Source organism: Flavobacterium sp. N3904 (assembly GCF_025947305.1).
Lineage (GTDB): Bacteria > Bacteroidota > Bacteroidia > Flavobacteriales > Flavobacteriaceae > Flavobacterium.
This window is the reverse complement of sequence record NZ_CP110009.1, coordinates 2,819,533-2,839,763: the sequence shown is the minus strand read 5'-3', so window position 1 is coordinate 2,839,763 and position 20,231 is coordinate 2,819,533. Positions and strand designations below refer to the sequence as shown.

Here is a 20,231-nt window from a genome sequence, read left to right as displayed (position 1 = left end):
AATTATTGAAACCAAAAGAAACTTTGTGTCCCGATATCTATCGGGATTGAGCTTCCTCTGCGAATCTCTGCGAATTAAAAAAAACATCTTATGAAACTTTGGGAAAAAGGAATACCAACCGACAAACAAATCGAACATTTTACAGTAGGAAACGATAGAGAACTCGATTTGGTTTTGGCCAAATACGACGCTTTAGGCTCCATTGCCCATGCCAAAATGTTAGGACAAATTGGACTACTGACAGCTGCCGAAACCGAATCCTTGGTCTTGGCTTTGAACGAAATCATAAAGGACATTGCAAACGGAAATTTCGAAATCGAAGACAGTTTTGAAGACGTACATTCCAAAATCGAATATTTACTGACGGTAAAACTCGGCGATGCTGGAAAAAAAATCCACACCGCGCGTTCGCGTAACGATCAAGTTTTGGTAGATGTAAATTTATATCTAAAAGATGTAGTAACCGAATTCAAATCGCAGGTAAAAACTCTTTTTGATTTAATGATGGAATCGGCAGAAAAACACCAAAATGTATTATTGCCGGGTTACACACACCTTCAAATTGCAATGCCATCTTCTTTCGGTCTGTGGTTTTCCGCCTATGCCGAAAGCTTGATTGACGATATCACGATGCTAAACGCCGCTTTGAAAATTGTGGACCAAAATCCATTGGGTTCTGCTGCAGGTTACGGAAGTTCGTTTCCTATCAACAGAACATTTACTACCAAAGAATTGGGTTTTGAAACCTTAAAATACAATTCGGTTGCAGCACAAATGAGCCGCGGAAAATCTGAAAAAACAGTTGCTTTTGCCATGAGCAGTGTGGCCTCTACCCTTTCTAAGTTTTCTATGGATGTGTGTTTATATATGAGCCAGAATTTTGGTTTTATCGGTTTGCCTTCGCATCTTACCACTGGTTCGAGTATTATGCCACACAAAAAAAACCCGGATGTTTTTGAACTAATTCGCGGTAAGTGCAACAAGATTCAAGCCTTGCCTTATGAAATCACTTTGATAACCAACAATCTTCCAAGCGGTTACCACAGGGACTTACAGCTCTTGAAAGAAGGGTTGTTTCCTGCGATTCAAAACCTAAAAGCCTGTTTGGATATTGCCATTTTCTCCATAAAAGACATCACGGTAAAAGACAATATCTTAAATGATCCAAAATACAATTATTTATTTACTGTTGATACTTTAAACGAAATGGTGGTTGCCGGAATGCCTTTTAGAGATGCCTACAAAGCCGTTGCCGAGCAATTGGAAAACGGAACCTATCAATCACCAAAAGAAACCAAACACACCCACGAAGGAAGCATTAATAATTTGTGCTTGGAGGAAATAAAAGACAAAATGAAGAATTCATATTAATTCAAAAAAAACCTAGTTAAAAATCCATAAAAAGTATTTATGGATTTTTTTTATAACCTATTCTACCCTAAAACTTTACTCAAACATTCCCAAAAACTCATATTAAATACTATTTTTTTAACATTAAAAAATAGTATGCACGCATAATATTATATATTTTCACAAAAAATTTATAAAACTAACCCCCTATGAAATTAACCTACACAATTGCATTTTTAGTATGTATCTGCTCTCTTTTATTTAACAGTTGTTCAAGTGATGATGAAACAAAAACTGACTCGAATACAACGGATACCGCTACCCTAAAAACCTTTACCAATGTAACTTTTTCTTTAGACCAATCTGAAGGATACGATGCGGCTTTATACTTTTCAACAGAATTGGGAAAATCTTTTAAAACCAGTAAAATTGATGCCGCAACTTTACCCAAAATTGATATTGCTTTCTATAGTGCAAATTATAGCTTAAACTATTTTATGAGCCCCAATAATGCTGATTATGGAATCAAAAATGCACCACTTACCTTATTTATCAATGCCCAAAAAGACCTATTAACTATTGATCAATTCAACAAAATAGAAAAAGGATCTGATTTTGAGTCAATTAAAATAGACACTGATGATGATGATTCTTTTCCAGATGATAAAACACCCAATGTCGTATTATTCAAAAATGCTGCTGGTAAAAAAGGAGCAATCTACATTAAATCCGTTCACAGAGTGGGTTACGATCCCAGAATTGTAGTAGATATTAAAATACAAAAATAACATTGCTTACTAATTCAATTATTGAAACCAATTTTTCTATTTAGAAAAATTGGTTTTTTTATGCTTTTAGTTTCTGCAAATTAAAGTTATAGGTAATTCTGCAGAAATGATATTGTTGTGCCACATTCACCTTTTAAAAATAACTACTCCTTCCCTCTTTAATTAGTACTAAAAATTCTATATATTTGAGTAATATCTTAAATAAATAGCATGGCGAATTTCGAAGAACAAGCAACGCAAACACTTTTTGACAAAAATCAAATTTCAGAAGAACAATTCGAATCTATTAAGGCATACCGAGGACTGAATTTGTTTTCGGTTCATAACGAATTGAAGTTCTTATTATACCTTTCGATGCTGATGTTTACTTCGGGTATTGGGATTCTGATTTACCAAAATATTGATACAATAGGTCACACCGCAATTCTTGGATTATTGCTTTTGGTAACTTTCATATGTTTTTATTTTTGTTTTAAAAATCATCCAGGGTTCAAAAAAGAGGAAGTTTCTTTCCCTAATCCACTTTATGATTATTTGGTCCTTACCGCAGTTATATTGAGCTGTACATTTGTGGGTTATTTGCAGTTTCAATATCAAACATTTGCCACTCATTATGGATTGGCTACTTTAGTACCTACTATTATAAGTCTATTTTGTGCGTATTATTTCGACAGCAAAAGCGTTCTGTCTATCGGAATCACCGGAATGGCGGCCTATTTAGGACTATCGGTTGACCCAAAACATGTTTTTGAAAACGAGATGATTGATAATACCTACTTAAGTTATGTTGGGCTGGCCTTTGGTTTGACTTTGTTGCTTTGGGTTTTGTATGCAACCAAAATCAATCTAAAAAAACACTTCAATCTGGTCTATCTTACTTTTTCGTTGCATTTGGTTAGCATTGCCTGTATTGTCAATTTATTCCAGGATTATTGGTTGGCTTTTGGATTAGTGTTGGGAATCACTTCCTATTATTTTTATAATTTAAGCTTCCAAATCAGGTCAATTTCTCAATTCATTTTCACAGTTTTATACGGATATATTGGTATGAACATATTATTTGTGAGGATTTTAGAATCCATCCATTTCGAAGACCTATTCTCTGTTTTCATTTTCACTACTCCTTTTTATTTTATTGGCTCCATAATTGGTTTTATAAAATTGATTAAACATTTTAACAAAAACACTAGCGATGATAGCATACGATAAAACACTTTTAGACAACGTTTATATAGACGAAGAAGCCAATCGATTGAAAGAGTCAGGTTTCATTAGTACCGAACAATACAAATCTATTGGGAAACAATTACCAAAGCTTAAAAGTCAAAACAACCTCTTTATACGAATTGGTTTCTTTATTCTGGGTTGCATGTTGTATTCTTCGATTTGTGGATTTATTTCGTTGTTTGGGTTGGCCATTATGGACAATGCATACTTATTTTTCATCTATCTTTTTGCTGCAATTGGCTTTGGAGCCAAAGAATATATGTCTAAGAATATGAATTATTTTGGTTTTGGTCTAGATGATGCTTTTATTTTAGGAGCTATTGCAACTTTTTTGGCGGCAGTTGGACTAACCTTTGAACAAAATTACAATACCAACTATCTCGCTGTTATCCTAGTAATGGCAATCGTTTCGAGTATTGCTTATTTGCGATACCTAAATCTTTCCTTAGCCCTACTCGCCTGTTTTGGAATAACAGGAAGTCTAGCGTACACGACATTCGAGTATTTAGCAATCGGGAAAATCATATTGCCTTTTGTGATGGTGCTTTTTTCTGGTGGATCTTATTTTATTTCTAAAAAAACATTACAAAATTTAACTGTTCCTTATTATTACAACGGACTGAAGCTAGCCAAAGGTTTCTGCCTAATTCTATTCTATCTCTCTGGAAACTATTATGTGGTAAGAGAATTGAATTTCAACTTATCTGAAGACTATTTCTATAATGGTGTGAGTCCTGAAATACCTTTTGCCCTATTCTTTTGGGCATTTACAATTTCAATTCCTGTGGTTTACTTAGTCTTTTCTTTGAAAAACAAAGACCGAATGATGCTTTGGATTGGTTTTCTGTCGCTCTGCTTTGCCTTTTTCACCATTAGAATATATCATCACATTTTACCTCCTGAAATTGCCTTAACCATTGGTGGTGTGGCAACATTCGCTTTTACCTATTTTGCCATAAAAAGAACAAAACACAACGAAACCGGAATCACGTTCAAAGCCGATCGTTTTACCAATCCAAATGCTTTTGCCAATCTACAAACTCTTGTAGTTGCTTCGCAATTTGGGCTGAAGCCTGAAGTTAAAGTAGATGAATCCCCTATGAAGTTTGGTGATGGAGGATTTAGTGGCGGCGGTTCGAGTGCTGAATTTTAAAACAAGAATGGTTTGACCGCAGATTCGCAGATTTGAAATATTATTGTTATTATGGAAGATTTTTTACACAAAGAAGAAACTTATAAAATTATTGGTATTCTTTTTGAAGTTCATAAAAATTTAGGAAAAGGATTTTCTGAAATTGTCTATAAAGATGCCATCGAATTTGAATTTCAACAAGAAAACATCTCTTTCGAAAGAGAAAAAGAGTTTCTAGTAAATTATAAAACTACAATACTAAAACATAAATTTTATGCAGATTTTGTAGTATTTGATAAAATAATTTTAGAGATAAAAACCGTTGATTGTTTTAACAATAATCATTATAATCAATGTTTAAATTATTTAAAAGTATCAAAAAATGAATTAGCTCTTCTAGTTAATTTCAACTCTTTTTCATTAGAATACAAACGAATAGCACTATCGAAAAATAAATAATCTGCGAATCTGCGGTATACACCTACAATCTCTCCGCCAAATCCTTTGCATCTATATCACTATGCGAAGCATCATAAACTGATTTTCCGTTTTTAATCAACAATAATTGTGGCGATTGGTGCTCTACCTGAAAACGGCTCGCAATTTCATTCGAAACGTCACGGTGCGCAATTAAATCCAGAAAATAGGTGTCGGTTGCTTCAGCCGAATTAAATTCATTTTCAAATTGTTTCAATGCAAACCTACTCACACTACAACGAGTGCTGTGTTTGAAAATTGCTATTGGTTTATCATTCGATAATGCAACGATCTCATTCAGTTGATCTAAGTTGGTTAACGGAATCCAATTGATTTTACTCGTTGTTTCTTTCTTTTCTTCTGAACTACCAAATAGGGAATTAAATATACTCATTTTGTCGTATTTTATGTCGTTTTGTCTTTATAAAGTAATGAAAATCATAGTTTAAACGTCAAATTGTCCGTAAATTTATAGTGGAATATAATTTGATATTTAGTCTGCAAAGTTAGTTATTAAACAACATAAAAAAACATAAAACCTTTAATCATGAACATTAATAAATTTACCATTAAATCGCAGGAAGCCATACAGCTTTCACAGCAATTGGTTCAGAGTTTGGGGCAACAGCAAATCGAAAACGAACACATTTTTAAAGCTATTTTTGAAGTAGACGAAAATGTGGCTCCGTTTATTTTGAAAAAACTCAACGTCAATGTGCCTTTGTTTCTTCAAATTTTAGACAGTACCATTCAGAGTTTTCCAAAAGTTTCGGGAGGCGAAATTCAGCTTTCCAGAACGGCAAATTCTGCATTGAACGAAGCCGAAATCATTGCAAAAAAAATGAATGACGAATACGTTTCTATCGAGCATTTGATTCTGGCTATTTTCGATTCCAAAAGCAAGGTTGCCCAAATCCTAAAAGATCAGGGCGTAACCGGAAAAGGACTGAAAGCTGCTATTGAAGAATTGCGCAAAGGCGAGCGAGTAACCTCCGCTTCTGCTGAAGAAAATTACAATTCTTTGAACAAATACGCCAAAAACCTCAACGAACTCGCCAAAAACGGAAAACTAGACCCCGTAATTGGTCGTGACGAAGAAATCCGTCGTGTATTACAAATCCTTACCCGACGAACCAAAAACAATCCAATGCTAGTGGGTGAACCCGGAGTGGGTAAAACCGCCATTGCCGAAGGTCTCGCACACCGAATAGTAGATGGCGACGTACCCGATAATTTGAAAGACAAAATTGTATTCTCCCTCGATATGGGAGCTTTGATTGCGGGTGCCAAATACAAAGGGGAGTTTGAGGAACGTTTAAAATCGGTGGTCAAAGAAGTGATTGCGGCAGAAGGAGATATCGTGTTATTTATTGACGAAATTCACACGCTTGTAGGTGCAGGCGGTGGCGAAGGCGCTATGGATGCCGCCAATATCTTGAAACCGGCTTTGGCTCGTGGCGAATTGAGAGCAATTGGTGCAACGACTTTAGACGAATACCAAAAATATTTCGAAAAAGACAAAGCGCTCGAACGCCGTTTCCAAAAAATCATCATCGAAGAACCCGATACCGAAAGCGCTATTTCGATCCTTAGAGGAATCAAGGAAAAATACGAAACACACCATAAAGTACAAATCAAGGATGATGCAATTATTGCAGCCGTAACACTTTCGCAACGTTACATCACCAATCGTTTTCTGCCGGACAAGGCCATCGATTTAATAGATGAAGCTGCTTCGAAACTGCGTATGGAAATCAATTCCAAACCAGAAGAATTGGATGTTTTGGATCGAAAAATAATGCAGTTAGAAATCGAAATTGAAGCCATCAAACGCGAAAAAGACGAAAGCAAACTCAAAATATTGGGAATGGAATTAGCCAATCTCAAAGAGGACCGAAACGAGATTTACGCCAAATGGAAATCTGAGAAAGAAGTCGTTGATAACATTCAAATCGTAAAAACCGAAATCGAAGACTTCAAATACGAAGCCGAACGTGCCGAGCGTGAGGGCGATTACGGTAAAGTAGCCGAAATTCGTTACGGAAAAATCAAGGAAGCCCAAGAACGATTGGCCGTTTTTACCAAACAATTACAGGAAAACCAATCGGGAACTTCGTTGATTAAAGAAGAAGTGACCCGCGAAGACATTGCCGAAGTAGTAGCCAAATGGACCGGAATTCCGGTGATGAAAATGCTGCAAGGCGAGCGCGAAAAACTATTGCATCTGGAAGAAGAATTGCACAAACGTGTAGTTGGTCAGGAAGAAGCCATCGAAGCTGTGAGTGACGCCGTACGCCGAAGTCGTGCCGGTTTGCAGGATATGAAAAAACCAGTGGGAACCTTCCTTTTCCTAGGAACAACAGGAGTGGGAAAAACCGAGTTGGCCAAAGCACTAGCCGAATACCTATTTGACGATGAAAATGCGATGACCCGAATCGATATGAGCGAGTACCAAGAACGCCACAGCGTGAGCCGATTGGTAGGTGCGCCTCCGGGATACGTGGGCTATGACGAGGGCGGACAATTGACCGAAGCCGTGCGTAGAAAACCATATTCTGTGATTCTGCTCGACGAAATCGAGAAAGCCCATCCAGACACCTTCAACATCTTGTTGCAAGTGCTTGATGAAGGGCGTTTGACCGACAACAAAGGGCGTTTGGCCGATTTCAAGAACACGATTATTATCATGACTTCCAACATGGGAAGCCAGATTATACAGGAAAAATTTGAGAATCTGAAAGGAAGTGTCGAAGCCGCCACCGAAATTGCCAAAGTCGAAGTCCTAGGATTATTGAAACAAACCGTGCGCCCCGAGTTCATCAACCGTATCGATGAGATTGTAATGTTCACGCCACTTACGGCCAAAAACATTGCCCAAATCGTAGGATTACAACTCAAAAGCGTGACCACTATGCTTGCCCAACAAGGCATCACAATGGACGCCACGCCCGAGGCCATCGCCTACCTTTCTGAGAAAGGCTATGATCCACAATTTGGTGCAAGACCCGTAAAACGTGTGATACAAAGAGAGGTACTCAACCAACTCTCCAAAGAAATACTTGCTGGCAAAGTAAAACCCGACAGTATTATTTTACTGGATTCTTTTGATGGCGAACTCGTTTTTAGAAACCAAAGTGAGTTGGTACACTAATAGAGCTTACTAAAACCTTTGCCAAAGTTCAAAACTTTGGCAAAGGTCATCATAAACACCGGTCGAAAGTCTGGTGTTTTTTTGTTTTTAGGAGCAGAAATATTCGGTTTTTCATCAAGTTCACTCCCGCTGTCCGCAATATCTTTTGTCTCGTTTGAGCACGAGACAAAAGGTATTATGACAGCTGTGCTTAGTGAAAAACTCGATAATCCTAACAATTATTTTTAAAAATGCAAAACTTCATTTTAAGAAATAGTTCCGTTTATTCAAGATAAAAATTAATATAATGATTCTTAGGTTTCAAGGGTATTTTTTATTTATTTTTGAAAATAAATCTTAATAAAAAAAATTAACACAATCAATATCTTATAATAAGTCTCTTTTGAATAGATTGAGATAATTTCAAAAAACATAACCAAAACCAACTAAAAATGATACAACTATTACCAAAAAAAAGAATAACGCTTAAATTTTTATTAATAGCTGTTCTACTTAGTTGCATTTCAAGAATGTATTCTCAAAATACTTGGGAATTGTTAAATCCAAAACCTTCTTACAAAACTGGAAAAGAAATTCATTTTACAACAGGCACTACTGGTTATATTATAAATGAGAATGAGTTACTAGAAACAACAAATTCTGGTATTTCATGGCAAAAAAAACAAGATATTACAAGTGCTAATGATTTAAAATTTAACCAAAACATTGGTTATATAGTTGGTAACAATGGATACATACTAAAATCTATAGACAGCGGTGTCACTTGGTTACAAGTAACAACTGGTTTTAATTTCGATTTTAATACGGTTAACATAATCAATGAAAACGATATAATCATTTCAAGTCCTTATGCATTAATAAAATCTACAGATGGAGGCATTACCTGGATCAGCAAAAATATTCCTAATGTAAGTGTTAACAAAACTTTTTTTTTGACTGCCATGATTGGGCATGCTGCCTGTAAAGAAGGTACAATGCTTAAGACGATTGATGGTGGAGAAAATTGGTATATAACTCAAAGTACAAATACTTTCCCTTCAGATTTATTTACCGTTTATTTCATCAATCAAAATATTGGCTTTTATACAAAACAACATAATGATATGTTTAAGACAATTGATGGCGGAGAAACTTGGACGAAAGTGAATGGAGTTTCTGATGCCATTTACGCTTTTTCTTTTGTAAGCGAAAATATTGGATATGCTACTGGTGAATATGGAGTAATTTTTAAAACAATAGACGGAGGAAATACATGGAATTGGGCTAGTCCTCAAAATGGGCGTTATTATAACTATACTATTTATGGCATACATTTTCTAGATAATAATATCGGATACGCAACAGGTGCTCGCGGTATAATACTCAAAACCAGTGACGGTGGAAATTCATGGAATCAAAACTCTCCGACTTATAATGATATAAATCAATTACAATTTCTTGATAAAAACATTGGATATGCAAGGGTTGGCAATCAACTCTATAAAACAACTGATAGCGGAACTAATTGGATCAACATTGGTTTCTTAAATCTTGGTCAATCCGTTTTTGCAGGTGTCTTTAAATTTATAAATGAAAACTTAGGTTATTGGACAACAGCTGGTACCTATGGTGGTCAAGTATATAAAACCACAGATGGCGGGATTACTTGGGTTGTTCTAAATAACGGATGGAATCTTATAGAAGAAGGAATTACTGCTATTTCGTTTCTTGATGAAAATAATGGTTTTATTTCGGGAGGTTTTAATACAAGAAAAACATTAAAAACTATTGATGGAGGTGGTACATGGCAACAAGTGTTGAATGAAAAATTTGGGCAGATACAATTTATAAATTCTCTAGTAGGTTATGCTCACCGTATTGGCTATTCGGGTGGTAGGATGTACAAGACAATAGACGGAGGGAATACTTGGAATATAAATGTTGATGTAGATGAAAACATCAATCGTTTTGATTTTTTAGATGAGAACAATGGTTATTTTGTTGGTGATAATAGTTTAATGTATAAAACTAAAAACGGAGGAGTTACTTGGGAGAAATTAAAGGTTCCGTATGGCTATTTTACATTTGTGAAATTTTACTCCAAAAATGTAGGCTACATTTTTGATGATTATGGGCAATTATACAAAACAATAAATGGAGGTATAAGTTGGAAAAATCTAACTAGAATAGATTCTTATGGATCTTCCTCCAATTCTATTTCTATTGTAGAAAAAAATATATATGTAGGAAGCAGTAACGGTAAAATATTAAAAAGCACTATTTCATTCGATCCAATTTCAATTATTGCAAACCCAGTTTTAAACGCTTCGAATAATAGTGCTACTCTAACAGGAAGTGTCGCGTCAAATGAAGGTTTAATAGAAAACATAAAATTTGAATATAGTACTTATTTTGCTTTTGAAAATAACATTAATACAAATCCGAATTCAGTACCTTTTGATACTTCATTAGATTTTTCGACTACTATAGATAATTTAAATCCAAATACTACCTATTACTACAGACTTAAAGGAACTTATAATAATATTGAATATACAAGTGAAGAAATGAGTTTCACGACTCTTGCTGACTATGTAATAACAATGAATGATGTATATAATTATTCTTCAAATACTGCAGAACTAACAGGAAGCATAACTTCGAATAAAAATGAGATTTCAAATATAGAATTTCAATACGGAGAGAATGAAGATTTTTCAAAGTTTAGTGTTTTATCAAATAATACGATAATTGCTCCAAAAGCAACGAGTAATGTTGTAAGTAATTTAATAAATCTAAAACCAGAAACTAAATATTATGTAAGAATGAAAGCAGTACAAAATGGAATAGAAATATTTAGTTCTGTCAAATCATTTACAACAAAATCAGAATACTCCATTTCTTTATACAATCCTAGTATTAATGGAAACAATGCTACACTAAGTGCCTATATTTATGCATATAGTAAAGATATTAACAATATTGTTTTTGAATATGGCTCTATAAACTATGAAAACAGTGTGGCTACTAGTCCAAATACAATTCTATACAACTCATCTGGCTATGTAACTACAACAATTCAAAACTTAGATCCCAATACAAATTATTATTATAGGCTAAAAGCTTTAAATGGCACTAATATTATTTATAGCAAAGAAGGAGTATTTAATACTTCCGGAGAAATAATTTTAACATCAAGCGCTGTAAAAAACAACAATGCTTCTGCAAATCTAACAGGGTTAATTAATGGGTATGGAAGATACATAACAAATATACAGTTTGAGTATGGAATCACTGAAAATTATGGTTCTACACTTAATGGTACACCTAATTATGCTTATGGATATGGAACAAATATCACAACAGCAACCATAAATGACCTTTTGCCTAATCAAATTTATTATTATAGACTAAAAGCAATAAATAACGGAACTTTTCTATATTCAGATAAATTTCAATTTAATTCTGGTATTTTGAATACAAGTGAGGAAATTATAAATGATTCAAGAATCCTTTTATATCCAAATCCAGCTCAAAATGAAGTGACAATTACACTTCTAAATGAATTTAAAAATGTAAAAAGAATAATGGTAATTGATATTTTAGGAAAAGTAATATACTCGCAAGTTAATCCAGATTTGAAAAACAATTTTAAAATAAATCTTTCTAATCATTCAAAAGGGATTTATTTTGTCAAATTTAGTTTTGAGGACAATAAAGAAATAACTAAAAAATTAATTCTAAATTGAAAAAAAAGCTAGCGCGAGCGTCCCGCTCGTGAACACTAGCATAAGCAAACAATTATAAATTTGAAATCGTCACGAGCGGCGAACTCGTTTTTAGAAATCAAACCGAGTTGTTATACTAATAGAGCTTACTAAGACCTTTGCCGAAATTTTGAACTTTGGCAAAGCTCATCAACAACACCGGTCGAAAGGCTGGTGTTTTTTTTTGTTTTAGGAGCATATGTATTTGGTTTTTCATCAAGTTCACTCCCGCTGTACACAATATCTTTTGGGCTGAACCCCAGCCCAAAAGGATATTTGCTTCCATCGGGGCTAAGCGAGATATTTAGTTTTTCAAAGAACTATTCCGAAAAACTTATTTTCAATTTGAATTTATTGTAAAGTGAAAACCATTAACATTTGTAATGATATTTTTATATATTTGAAAATAAATAAAACCTGATCCTTATCAAACCAAGCTATCTGATTTAAGGTAGATAAGTCGGATTTTGTCAGACCAATAAATGAGTTGGCAGTAATTATTCGACGAATCGATTTTAAAAGATATTTTTGTTTAAATTTGTAGTATGGGAATTATTGACAATAATATAGATAACTTAAAAAAGCTTTGTGTAATATACAATGTGGAAAAAATGTATCTATTTGGTTCATCCCTGAATTCCAGCTTTAACGAAAAAAGCGATGTTGATTTATTAGTTAAGTTTAAGCAAATTGAACTTTCAAAATATTTTGACAACTACATAAACTTCAAAGAAAAATTAGAGTCTTTATTTGGTCGAGAAGTTGACCTACTTGAAGAACAGACTTTAAAAAATCCAATCTTAATTAAATCAATCGACAATTCAAAAGAACTAATTTATGGATGAAAGGATTCTTAAATGGTTGTTTGATATAAAAATGTCCATTGATGAAATAAACGAGTTCTTCCATAATGAAGAGAAAGATTTTTTCAAATATCGAAGTAACTTAATGCGTAAAAGAGCTGTTGAAAGAAATCTTGAAATTATTGGCGAAGCAATCAACCGAATAATTACTCGAGATGATTCTTTTGTTGATAAAATATCAAACGCAAAAGCAATTATTGGACTCAGAAATCATGTGATTCATGCTTATGATAATGTTTCTGACGAGAATATTTGGTCAATCTTAATCAATCACTTACCGAAATTGAAAATAGAGATTGACAATTTAATCCAAAAAGAAGAAAAATAACTACTGCCAACACACGCTACAAGCAATTTGGGCATTTGGCTTAATAGGAAATTGGTTTTGTATTTGGAATATTTGGCAAATCCGAATAATGGGCTTAATTTAGTCCCAAACCCGCTGATTACTATGAAATTACCAAATAAAAATTCATAAAAAAAGCCATCTATTTTTTGCGAATAATTAATAACTTTGGTTTAGAAAAAACAAAAAAGTCTTGCGAAGGGGAAGAGCATTTTTTTCTCTTTCCTTTCAAAAGAAATTTTATTTAATGTTTTTTTTACGCTACTTGTCTTTTTTCAAACATTTTGTTTTCTCTTATGCATGCACATACTCTATGTACAAGTTTGTTCCTAACATTGTTTATGATAAGCATCTTGTTTTTACCTTCTTCCACCTTTCGATTAAAATAATTTTTTAATTCTGGATCACTGGTAATTGCTGACAAGGCACACATATGAAGCTGTTTTTTTAATTTTTTGTTAGCCACATAATGGACTTTTGGTTTTGAGCGAATACTTTTCCCCGAGGTATGTTCAAAAGGTACAACACCTGCATAACAAGCCAGTTGGCGAGGAGTTGTATACATTGTAAATTCGTTTGTAAAACAAATCAAAAACAAAGCCGTTACTTTTCCTATGCCAATAACAGATGTGACAAGAGTGAAAATTCTAGAAATATTTTCATCGTCACTTATTGTTTTGTCCAATTGTTTTTCAATGTTTTTTAGATCCAAATCAATTCCCTTGATGGTGCTTTTCTGTAGTTTTTCAGAGAGTCTGGCTACTTCCAAATCAAAGGCTTTGAGTTCTTTTACATTTCGCAACAAAGAAGCTTTTGTTGCAACTAATTTTTCCCGCAGGGACAAAAGATTTCTCATTTTGTTGATTTCCATTCTGGGAGCATTAAAAATAACTGCTTCCTCCACATTTTTCATGGCATAAAAAGCAATTCTTTGGGCATCAACTTTGTCGTTTTTGCCTCTTTGAACCCCAATGCTGCGAATAATTTTCAGTGACATTTCGACCCAAAGTGAGAACTTTTCAATCATTAGACATTTGATTATTAACTTACCGTACATTCCTGTGTGTTCTAAACAAACAAGCGTGTTTTCAAACGTCGAACCTTGTTCCTTGAGCCATTTGCAAAGGGACTTGATTCCTTTGTAATCATTTACAAACTGGCTGTGAATTGATTTTTCTTTATTTCTATCCAAAATTACTACGGCATCAAAATATTCTTTTGACACATCAATACCTAAAAAATGTTTAAATTTACTCATAAGAAAAGATTTTAAGGATTAGCAACCAAATTATTGAACACACTCGTAACCTTGAAAATAGGCCTTAAAACCTGAATTACTATTTGATGCTTGCTCAATATAAACTGACAAAGTCCTAATCAGCGGATAAGTCTAAAAACTTTGTAGTACCAATGGTGTACTTTGTCAGTTTGGTTGTTAATTTAAATTTACGAATAATTTATTATGCAAATCTAAAGGTAGTGCCAGAACGTTACCCGAAAAAGAAGAAAATTAAATCATTGATATGAGAAAACTATTTAAGATTATAGGAATTTATCTTTTTCTAATTGTTATGAGTGAATGTTGGTCACCACAACATTATTTGATTTCAGATATTGAGTTTAACGGAGCCACAATTTATAAAAGAGATAAAGAAAAAGAATTTTATATTTTTACACAAACAGATGTATTGAAAAAAGATATAATTTTTAGAATTAGATATAATGCCAAGTTTATTGCCAGTTTAGATTTAGGATTATCTGCAAAATGCTATGCTTTTAAAAGAGGAACGGTCTACGATAATTCTTTACTAGAAAATACATATTCGTTAAAATTTGACCACCCTTTTAAATATAAAAATGCAACTATAAATGCAAATCAAAATTTATTTGCAATTGAGGAAATAAAAAATCAAATAGAAATTTATGATACTTATGATGATGATAAAATATTTGAATTTAGCAAAAAACTAAAAAGCGAATGCAAATTTACTTCTGATAACTACGAAGTTACATTTAATTGTAGCACTTCCGACAATAAAAACTTTGAAAAAAAGACAATCGTAAAAATCGAAAATTAAAAAACTACTGACAACAGCCAGATAGCGCGAGCGTCCCGCTCGTCAGCACTAGCATAAGCAAGCGATTATAAATTTGAAATCGGCACGAGCGGGACGCTCGCGCTCGCAGAGGACTTTTGATATATTTACGATTATCAAGAACTTTTTAAAAACGCATAGGACACTTTGCGTAGCTCTGCAATCAAACCTAATATCAGATCATTGCTATGAATCTATTCCTAAACATATCATTGAATTTAAATTAATATGTATGTCAAAACGAGACGAATTACAGAAATTCCCTTTATATCAAAAAGCAGAACAGATCTTTAAAATCACACAAGGATTAGTTGCAATTATTCCTGCTGATAATGAATTTTTACAAGAAACTACGGCTCGCTTTATGATGGAAAATGCATTGATTATACTAGCCAAAGTTTCTGGATCGCAAGCTCTTACGTTGTATGATTTGAAAATGGAAAACGCGACCATCATTCGAAAAGCAGCAAGAGAATTATATGTCCAAGCAGGTAGTTTGCGCTTTGAAGAAGCTATTTTAGACCAAGACTACATCCATTTACTTAGAAAAGAAATCGATGAATTCCGATTCTTGTTTATTGATTGGGTTGCTGGCTTTGATGTTTGGAATTATATCAAAGACGATTGGGGTTTGTTCAACCCTCCTGGTGTAAATGCACACGATAAAGACCCCGATGCAGACATTCCTTTTAATTCTGATGATTTTTTCAATTTTGAGGATGGTGAAGACAATGAAAATGAGGAGGAATAACTTTACTCCCCCACTGGTTTGAATATCTTTTCCGCTCGCGCGATGCCTCTGGCTCGAGCCAACAAGACAAATATTTACAATCCAAAAATAGAAAAGCAACTCCAAAACGGGTTGCTTTTTTTTGTTTACACAATCTAATTACTACTCCCACATACATAGGCGCGTCCACCAAAACTATAGGCGAGCCTACCAAAACCATAGGCATGCCTACCAAAATCATAGGCACGCCTAGCAAAACTATAGGCACGCCTACCTAAACCATAGGCACGCCTACCTAAACTATAGGCGTGCCTACCAAAACCATAGGCGTGCCTATTTAATATTACAGCCCGCCTAAACAATCGAGATGCCCGCCTATAAAAAACAAAGGCGATGCCTGCCACATCGATAGGCGCGCCTATCAAAATAGTACGCGACGCCTACAAAAATGGAAGGCGGGCCTATCAAAAACAAAGGCAACGCCTACCAAATCGCGAGGCGCGCCGTAATATTGTTATGGCGCGGCATTCCAAAAAAAAACCAAGCTATTTTTTAGGTAGCTTGGTTTTTGAAATTAAAATTGTAGGGACAGAAATTATACCGTTTAGGAATCAATGTCGCTTAGCTGGGGGTTATTTGTCATTTCGACCAACGGGCGAAATCACATAAAGAGAATAACTAATGTGATTTCTCCTTCGTCGAAATGACACAGCCGAAGTAAATTTATCCTTAAACAATCGGTATTACTACAGTTGTTACTTTACTGCAGGAGTTGCTGGCTCTTCCTTTTTATTGGCATAACGCTTATTCCATTCATCCACTTCGCCCATCGCAAGATTAAGAGAACCTTCGTTTCCTCGGGACACTTGCAGGTTGGCAGCATAGCGATCTACCAAAGTCATTACATCGGTAGCGGCAGCCAACTGAATTTCTTCGATAGTTTCCATGGCTTGCAACAGTGCCATTCTACTGGCTTCGAGATTGTTGTAATAATCCAAAATTGATGCAAGCTCCGACGGTACATCGACACGGCTCAATGAGTTGGGAAATTGGTTGGCAATTCTCGAAATCAAACGGGCATAACCCTCTCTGCCTTCAGCCATAGAGCGTGTGCCTCTTTTTTGCTCATCTCTCAGATTGATCTTAAACGGATTCAGCGGAGTTAATGCTGTATTAACAGCGGTAGTGAAAGCAGTAAGTACTGCTGGTGACGCAAAGGTCGTAATCATTTTTGCCATAAAATAGGTGTTGTTTGTTTATAATAATTGAAATTTAAAAAAAATTAAATCAAACTATTCTTACTTTAAACAATTAACATGAATTTAATATACTATTCTTTCTTACAAAGAAAATTATATTCATAAATTTTAACTTACTATTATCCTAATAATTCAAAAATGGAGTGTTGGGCTAAAGCTGCCACACGATCCTGAGCAGCAGCATTTAGTTTTCGTCAACTTCTCTCCTACCGTCTGCACTATCTTAGGATATCATTATTCTTTTAGAATCAAGAACTTATAGAATTAAAAGTTAGACTATTTTTTTTCTAGGGGAAACAAACTACATTTGCTCCAAGAATAATAAGAGCGAAAAAAACTTAAATTTATCAAAATTTAAAAATCTTAAATAAACGAATATGAAAAAAATAATTACTCTTTTAATTTTGCATTTCTCATTACTTTGTTTTTCTCAATCGGGTACTATTGACTACACCTTCAACCCTTTGGATGTTGGATATGGTAATGCACCCGGAGCAAACTCTAATGTTTTGGATTCTTCACTTCAAACTGATGGTAAAATTGTTATAGTAGGAAATTTTAATTCTTATAATGACACTGCTTGTAAAAATATAGCTCGATTGAATGTTGACGGTAGTTTGGACAGATCTTTTAATCCAGACTTAGGGACTGATAAGGATATTCAAACCATATCAATTCAATCGGATGGTAAAATTATTATTGGAGGTGAGTTTACGAGTTATAATGGCACACCCAGAAATCATATTGCCAGATTAAACCCAGATGGTAGTTTGGATGAAAGCTTTAATCCAAATTTAAATATAGATGTTGATACTAGTATTACGACCTCTTTAATCCAAAATGATGGTAAAATCATAATTGGTGGTTATTATTATGAATTTGGCAGTGCTATGACCTATATTATTCGTTTGAATACCAATGGCAGTATTGACAATAGTTTCTCATCAGGAGTGCCACCAAAGGGTTTAATTCATACTACATCAATTCAAAATGACGGCAAAATAGTGGTTGGCGGTGTGTTTTATAATACCGCTGAAACAAATAGAACAGTTATCGTGAGATTAAATTCAAACGGTAGTTTAGACTCTAATTTTCCTATTCAAATAGGAAATCAGGGAGAAGTTGTTTCGACTACTTCAGTTCAGTCTGATGGCAAAATTATAATGGGTGGTAATTTTGGTAACGGAAAAGGAATATTTCGTTTAAATCCAGATGGAAGTTTGGATAGTAGTTTTAGTATTGATAAGGATTTTTTTGGAGGTGTTTCAACTACTGCCACTCAATCAGATGGTAAAATTTTAATTGGTGGTGATTTTGGTATTTACAAAGAAACTATCATACATTCTATTGCCCGATTAAATACTGATGGCAGTTTAGACGCTGGTTTTGATCCTAGATCGCTTTCAAAAAATCCTGTTAATGGAAAAGATGAAAGCTATTATAATGGAGGAGTTTCTACGGTTTTAATTCAACCCTCTGGAGGAATTATTATCGGAGGACATTTTGGTGGCTACAATGCAACAAATAAAAGTCATATAGTAAAACTAAAGGCAGACGGTAGTTTAGATTTTACGTTCAATCCTCAAACAGCCGCAGATGATGCAGTATCTACTGTCGCACTTCAAGCTGATAACAAGATTATAATTGGTGGTAATTTCAAAAGATATAACGGTAAACCAACCAACCACATCGCAAGGCTTAATGATGATGGTAGCCAAGACATGACTTTTAACCCTGATTTGCTTGCTGAGGATATAGTAAGTACTTTGTTTGTGCAACCCGATGGTAAAATTATTATAGGTGGAGGTTATGTAAAAGATGGAGTAATAATTAACTCTATAATTAGATTGAACTCCGACGGCAGTAAAGACACTAGTTTTAATCCTGGTAGTGGTGCAAATGGTAATATTCTTTCTATTTCATATCAAACCGATGGCAAAATTATTATTGGCGGTTATTTTGGAGAATATAATGGTACGGTTATAAAAAATATTGCACGATTAAATTCAGATGGCAGCTTAGATAATAGTTTCCAGCCAGGAAATGCTGCAGACAATGGTGTATGGCATACAGCACTTCAATCTGATGGTAAAATCCTTATTGGTGGTGTTTTTACCAATACGGTTGCACGACTAAATATCAATGGAAGTTTGGATACAAGCTTTAACCCACGTATAAAAAATATTTTTTGTCTGGCTATCGCAGTTCAGTCAGATGGCAAAATTATCATTGGCGGAAGTTATTCTGGGAATAGCAACATACAGGAAAGATCTATTAGTCGTTTGAATTCAGACGGAAGTTTAGATACCAGTTTCAACCCAGGAACAGGACCTAATGGGTCTATTTATACTATTTCACTTCAATCGGATGGTAAAATTATTGCTGCTGGTGATTTTAAACAGTATAATGATACAGAAATAAATAGTATTGTCTGTTTAAATAAAGACGGTAGCTTAGAGACTAATTTTAATCCTGGAACAAGTATCAATCAATTTAGTTCTATTAAATCTTCTGCGATTCAGTCGGATGGTAAAATTATTATTGGTGGAGATTTTACTAGTTATAATACTATTGGTAGAAATAGAATTGCAAGAATATATGCAAACGATAATGTCCCAATTAATGAACAAAAGGACACTGCCAAGATAATACTCTACCCCAACCCTACCAAAAGTAATTTTCAATTATTCAGTACTACAAAACAACAAGGGGCTGAGTATACAATTATAGATTTTTCAGGTAAAGAGGTTTCTAGAGGTAAAGTTGAAGAGGGCAATAGTATAGATATACATAACTTATTAAATGGGCTATACTTATTAAAAGTTGGAAATAAATTTATAAGTAAGTTTATAAAGGAGTAAATTAAAAAAAATCTAATCTAACTAATTGTATAATAAAGAAATTAGGCCCAGCTTATTTACCCACTTGATTGAGAATCAATTTCACTCATACGATGCCTCCAGCTCGTAAACGCAAGCCGAGTCCTTACAATCCAAAAATAGAAAAGCAACTCCATAAACGGGTTGCTTTGACATTTTGTATATAACCAAATAAAAGATAAACATC

The 20,231-nt window shown here is 34.1% G+C and carries 15 protein-coding genes; 12 read left to right on the top strand and 3 right to left on the bottom strand.

Annotation, left to right across the window (positions count from 1 at the left end; all coding sequences use genetic code 11):
- The first annotated feature begins 90 nt into the window (after nucleotides 1–90).
- The 5 genes from argH to OLM57_RS12080 all read left to right on the top strand — a co-directional run bounded on the left by argH (nucleotide 91) and on the right by OLM57_RS12080 (nucleotide 4,956).
- Nucleotides 91–1,371, top strand: coding sequence for an argininosuccinate lyase (argH, locus tag OLM57_RS12100; RefSeq protein ID WP_264563952.1), 1,281 nt, complete (start codon nucleotides 91–93; stop codon nucleotides 1,369–1,371).
- Nucleotides 1,372–1,559: 188 nt separating this feature from the next.
- Nucleotides 1,560–2,138 carry a hypothetical protein gene (locus tag OLM57_RS12095; RefSeq protein ID WP_264563951.1) on the top strand — a complete coding sequence of 193 codons (579 nt, stop codon included), beginning with the start codon at nucleotides 1,560–1,562 and terminating at the stop codon, nucleotides 2,136–2,138.
- Between the two features lie 210 nt (nucleotides 2,139–2,348).
- Nucleotides 2,349–3,347, top strand: a complete 999-nt coding sequence (locus OLM57_RS12090; protein ID WP_264563950.1) for a DUF2157 domain-containing protein — start codon at nucleotides 2,349–2,351, stop codon at nucleotides 3,345–3,347.
- Complete coding sequence (locus tag OLM57_RS12085; RefSeq protein ID WP_264563949.1) at nucleotides 3,331–4,518, top strand: hypothetical protein; 1,188 nt, start codon at nucleotides 3,331–3,333, stop codon at nucleotides 4,516–4,518. The genes OLM57_RS12090 and OLM57_RS12085 overlap by 17 nt, the downstream gene beginning before the upstream one ends.
- Nucleotides 4,519–4,569: 51 nt before the next feature.
- The gene (locus OLM57_RS12080; RefSeq protein WP_264563948.1) at nucleotides 4,570–4,956 is read left to right on the top strand and encodes a GxxExxY protein; all 387 of its coding nucleotides are present in this window, start codon (nucleotides 4,570–4,572) and stop codon (nucleotides 4,954–4,956) included.
- Nucleotides 4,957–4,978: 22 nt separating this feature from the next.
- On the opposite strand, the gene ytxJ is transcribed toward OLM57_RS12080, so the two are convergent.
- Entirely contained in the window at nucleotides 4,979–5,368 is a 390-nt protein-coding gene (ytxJ, locus tag OLM57_RS12075) for a bacillithiol system redox-active protein YtxJ (protein ID WP_264563947.1), read from the bottom strand.
- 153 nt (nucleotides 5,369–5,521) lie between these two features.
- On the opposite strand from ytxJ, the gene clpB reads away from it, so the two are divergent.
- From clpB to OLM57_RS12055, 4 genes are all read left to right on the top strand, one after another.
- Nucleotides 5,522–8,125 (top strand): ATP-dependent chaperone ClpB, encoded by a 2,604-nt coding sequence (clpB, locus tag OLM57_RS12070; protein WP_264563946.1) that lies wholly within the window; start codon nucleotides 5,522–5,524, stop codon nucleotides 8,123–8,125.
- A gap of 431 nt (nucleotides 8,126–8,556) precedes the next feature.
- Nucleotides 8,557–11,853 (top strand): YCF48-related protein, encoded by a 3,297-nt coding sequence (locus OLM57_RS12065; RefSeq protein WP_264563945.1) that lies wholly within the window; start codon nucleotides 8,557–8,559, stop codon nucleotides 11,851–11,853.
- Nucleotides 11,854–12,416: 563 nt separating this feature from the next.
- Nucleotides 12,417–12,716 carry a nucleotidyltransferase family protein gene (locus tag OLM57_RS12060; protein ID WP_264563944.1) on the top strand — a complete coding sequence of 100 codons (300 nt, stop codon included), beginning with the start codon at nucleotides 12,417–12,419 and terminating at the stop codon, nucleotides 12,714–12,716.
- Nucleotides 12,709–13,062 carry a DUF86 domain-containing protein gene (locus OLM57_RS12055; RefSeq protein ID WP_264563943.1) on the top strand — a complete coding sequence of 118 codons (354 nt, stop codon included), beginning with the start codon at nucleotides 12,709–12,711 and terminating at the stop codon, nucleotides 13,060–13,062. The genes OLM57_RS12060 and OLM57_RS12055 overlap by 8 nt, the downstream gene beginning before the upstream one ends.
- 274 nt (nucleotides 13,063–13,336) lie before the next feature.
- Here the strand turns inward: OLM57_RS12055 and OLM57_RS12050 are convergent, their stop codons facing one another.
- The gene (locus OLM57_RS12050) at nucleotides 13,337–14,338 is read right to left on the bottom strand and encodes an IS110 family transposase (protein WP_264563942.1); all 1,002 of its coding nucleotides are present in this window, start codon (nucleotides 14,336–14,338) and stop codon (nucleotides 13,337–13,339) included.
- A 265-nt stretch (nucleotides 14,339–14,603) separates the two neighbouring features.
- On the opposite strand from OLM57_RS12050, the gene OLM57_RS12045 reads away from it, so the two are divergent.
- Nucleotides 14,604–15,158: a hypothetical protein gene (locus tag OLM57_RS12045; protein ID WP_264563941.1), complete on the top strand. Its 555-nt coding sequence runs from the start codon at nucleotides 14,604–14,606 to the stop codon at nucleotides 15,156–15,158.
- A gap of 250 nt (nucleotides 15,159–15,408) precedes the next feature.
- A complete protein-coding gene (locus tag OLM57_RS12040; protein WP_264563940.1) occupies nucleotides 15,409–15,927 on the top strand; it encodes a hypothetical protein in 519 nt (172 codons plus the stop codon).
- Between the two features lie 734 nt (nucleotides 15,928–16,661).
- On the opposite strand, the gene OLM57_RS12035 is transcribed toward OLM57_RS12040, so the two are convergent.
- Nucleotides 16,662–17,144, bottom strand: coding sequence for a hypothetical protein (locus OLM57_RS12035; RefSeq protein ID WP_264563939.1), 483 nt, complete (start codon nucleotides 17,142–17,144; stop codon nucleotides 16,662–16,664).
- A gap of 398 nt (nucleotides 17,145–17,542) precedes the next feature.
- Between OLM57_RS12035 and OLM57_RS12030 the strand changes: the two genes are divergently transcribed.
- Complete coding sequence (locus OLM57_RS12030) at nucleotides 17,543–20,026, top strand: T9SS type A sorting domain-containing protein (protein WP_264563938.1); 2,484 nt, start codon at nucleotides 17,543–17,545, stop codon at nucleotides 20,024–20,026.
- Nucleotides 20,027–20,231: the final 205 nt, after the last annotated feature.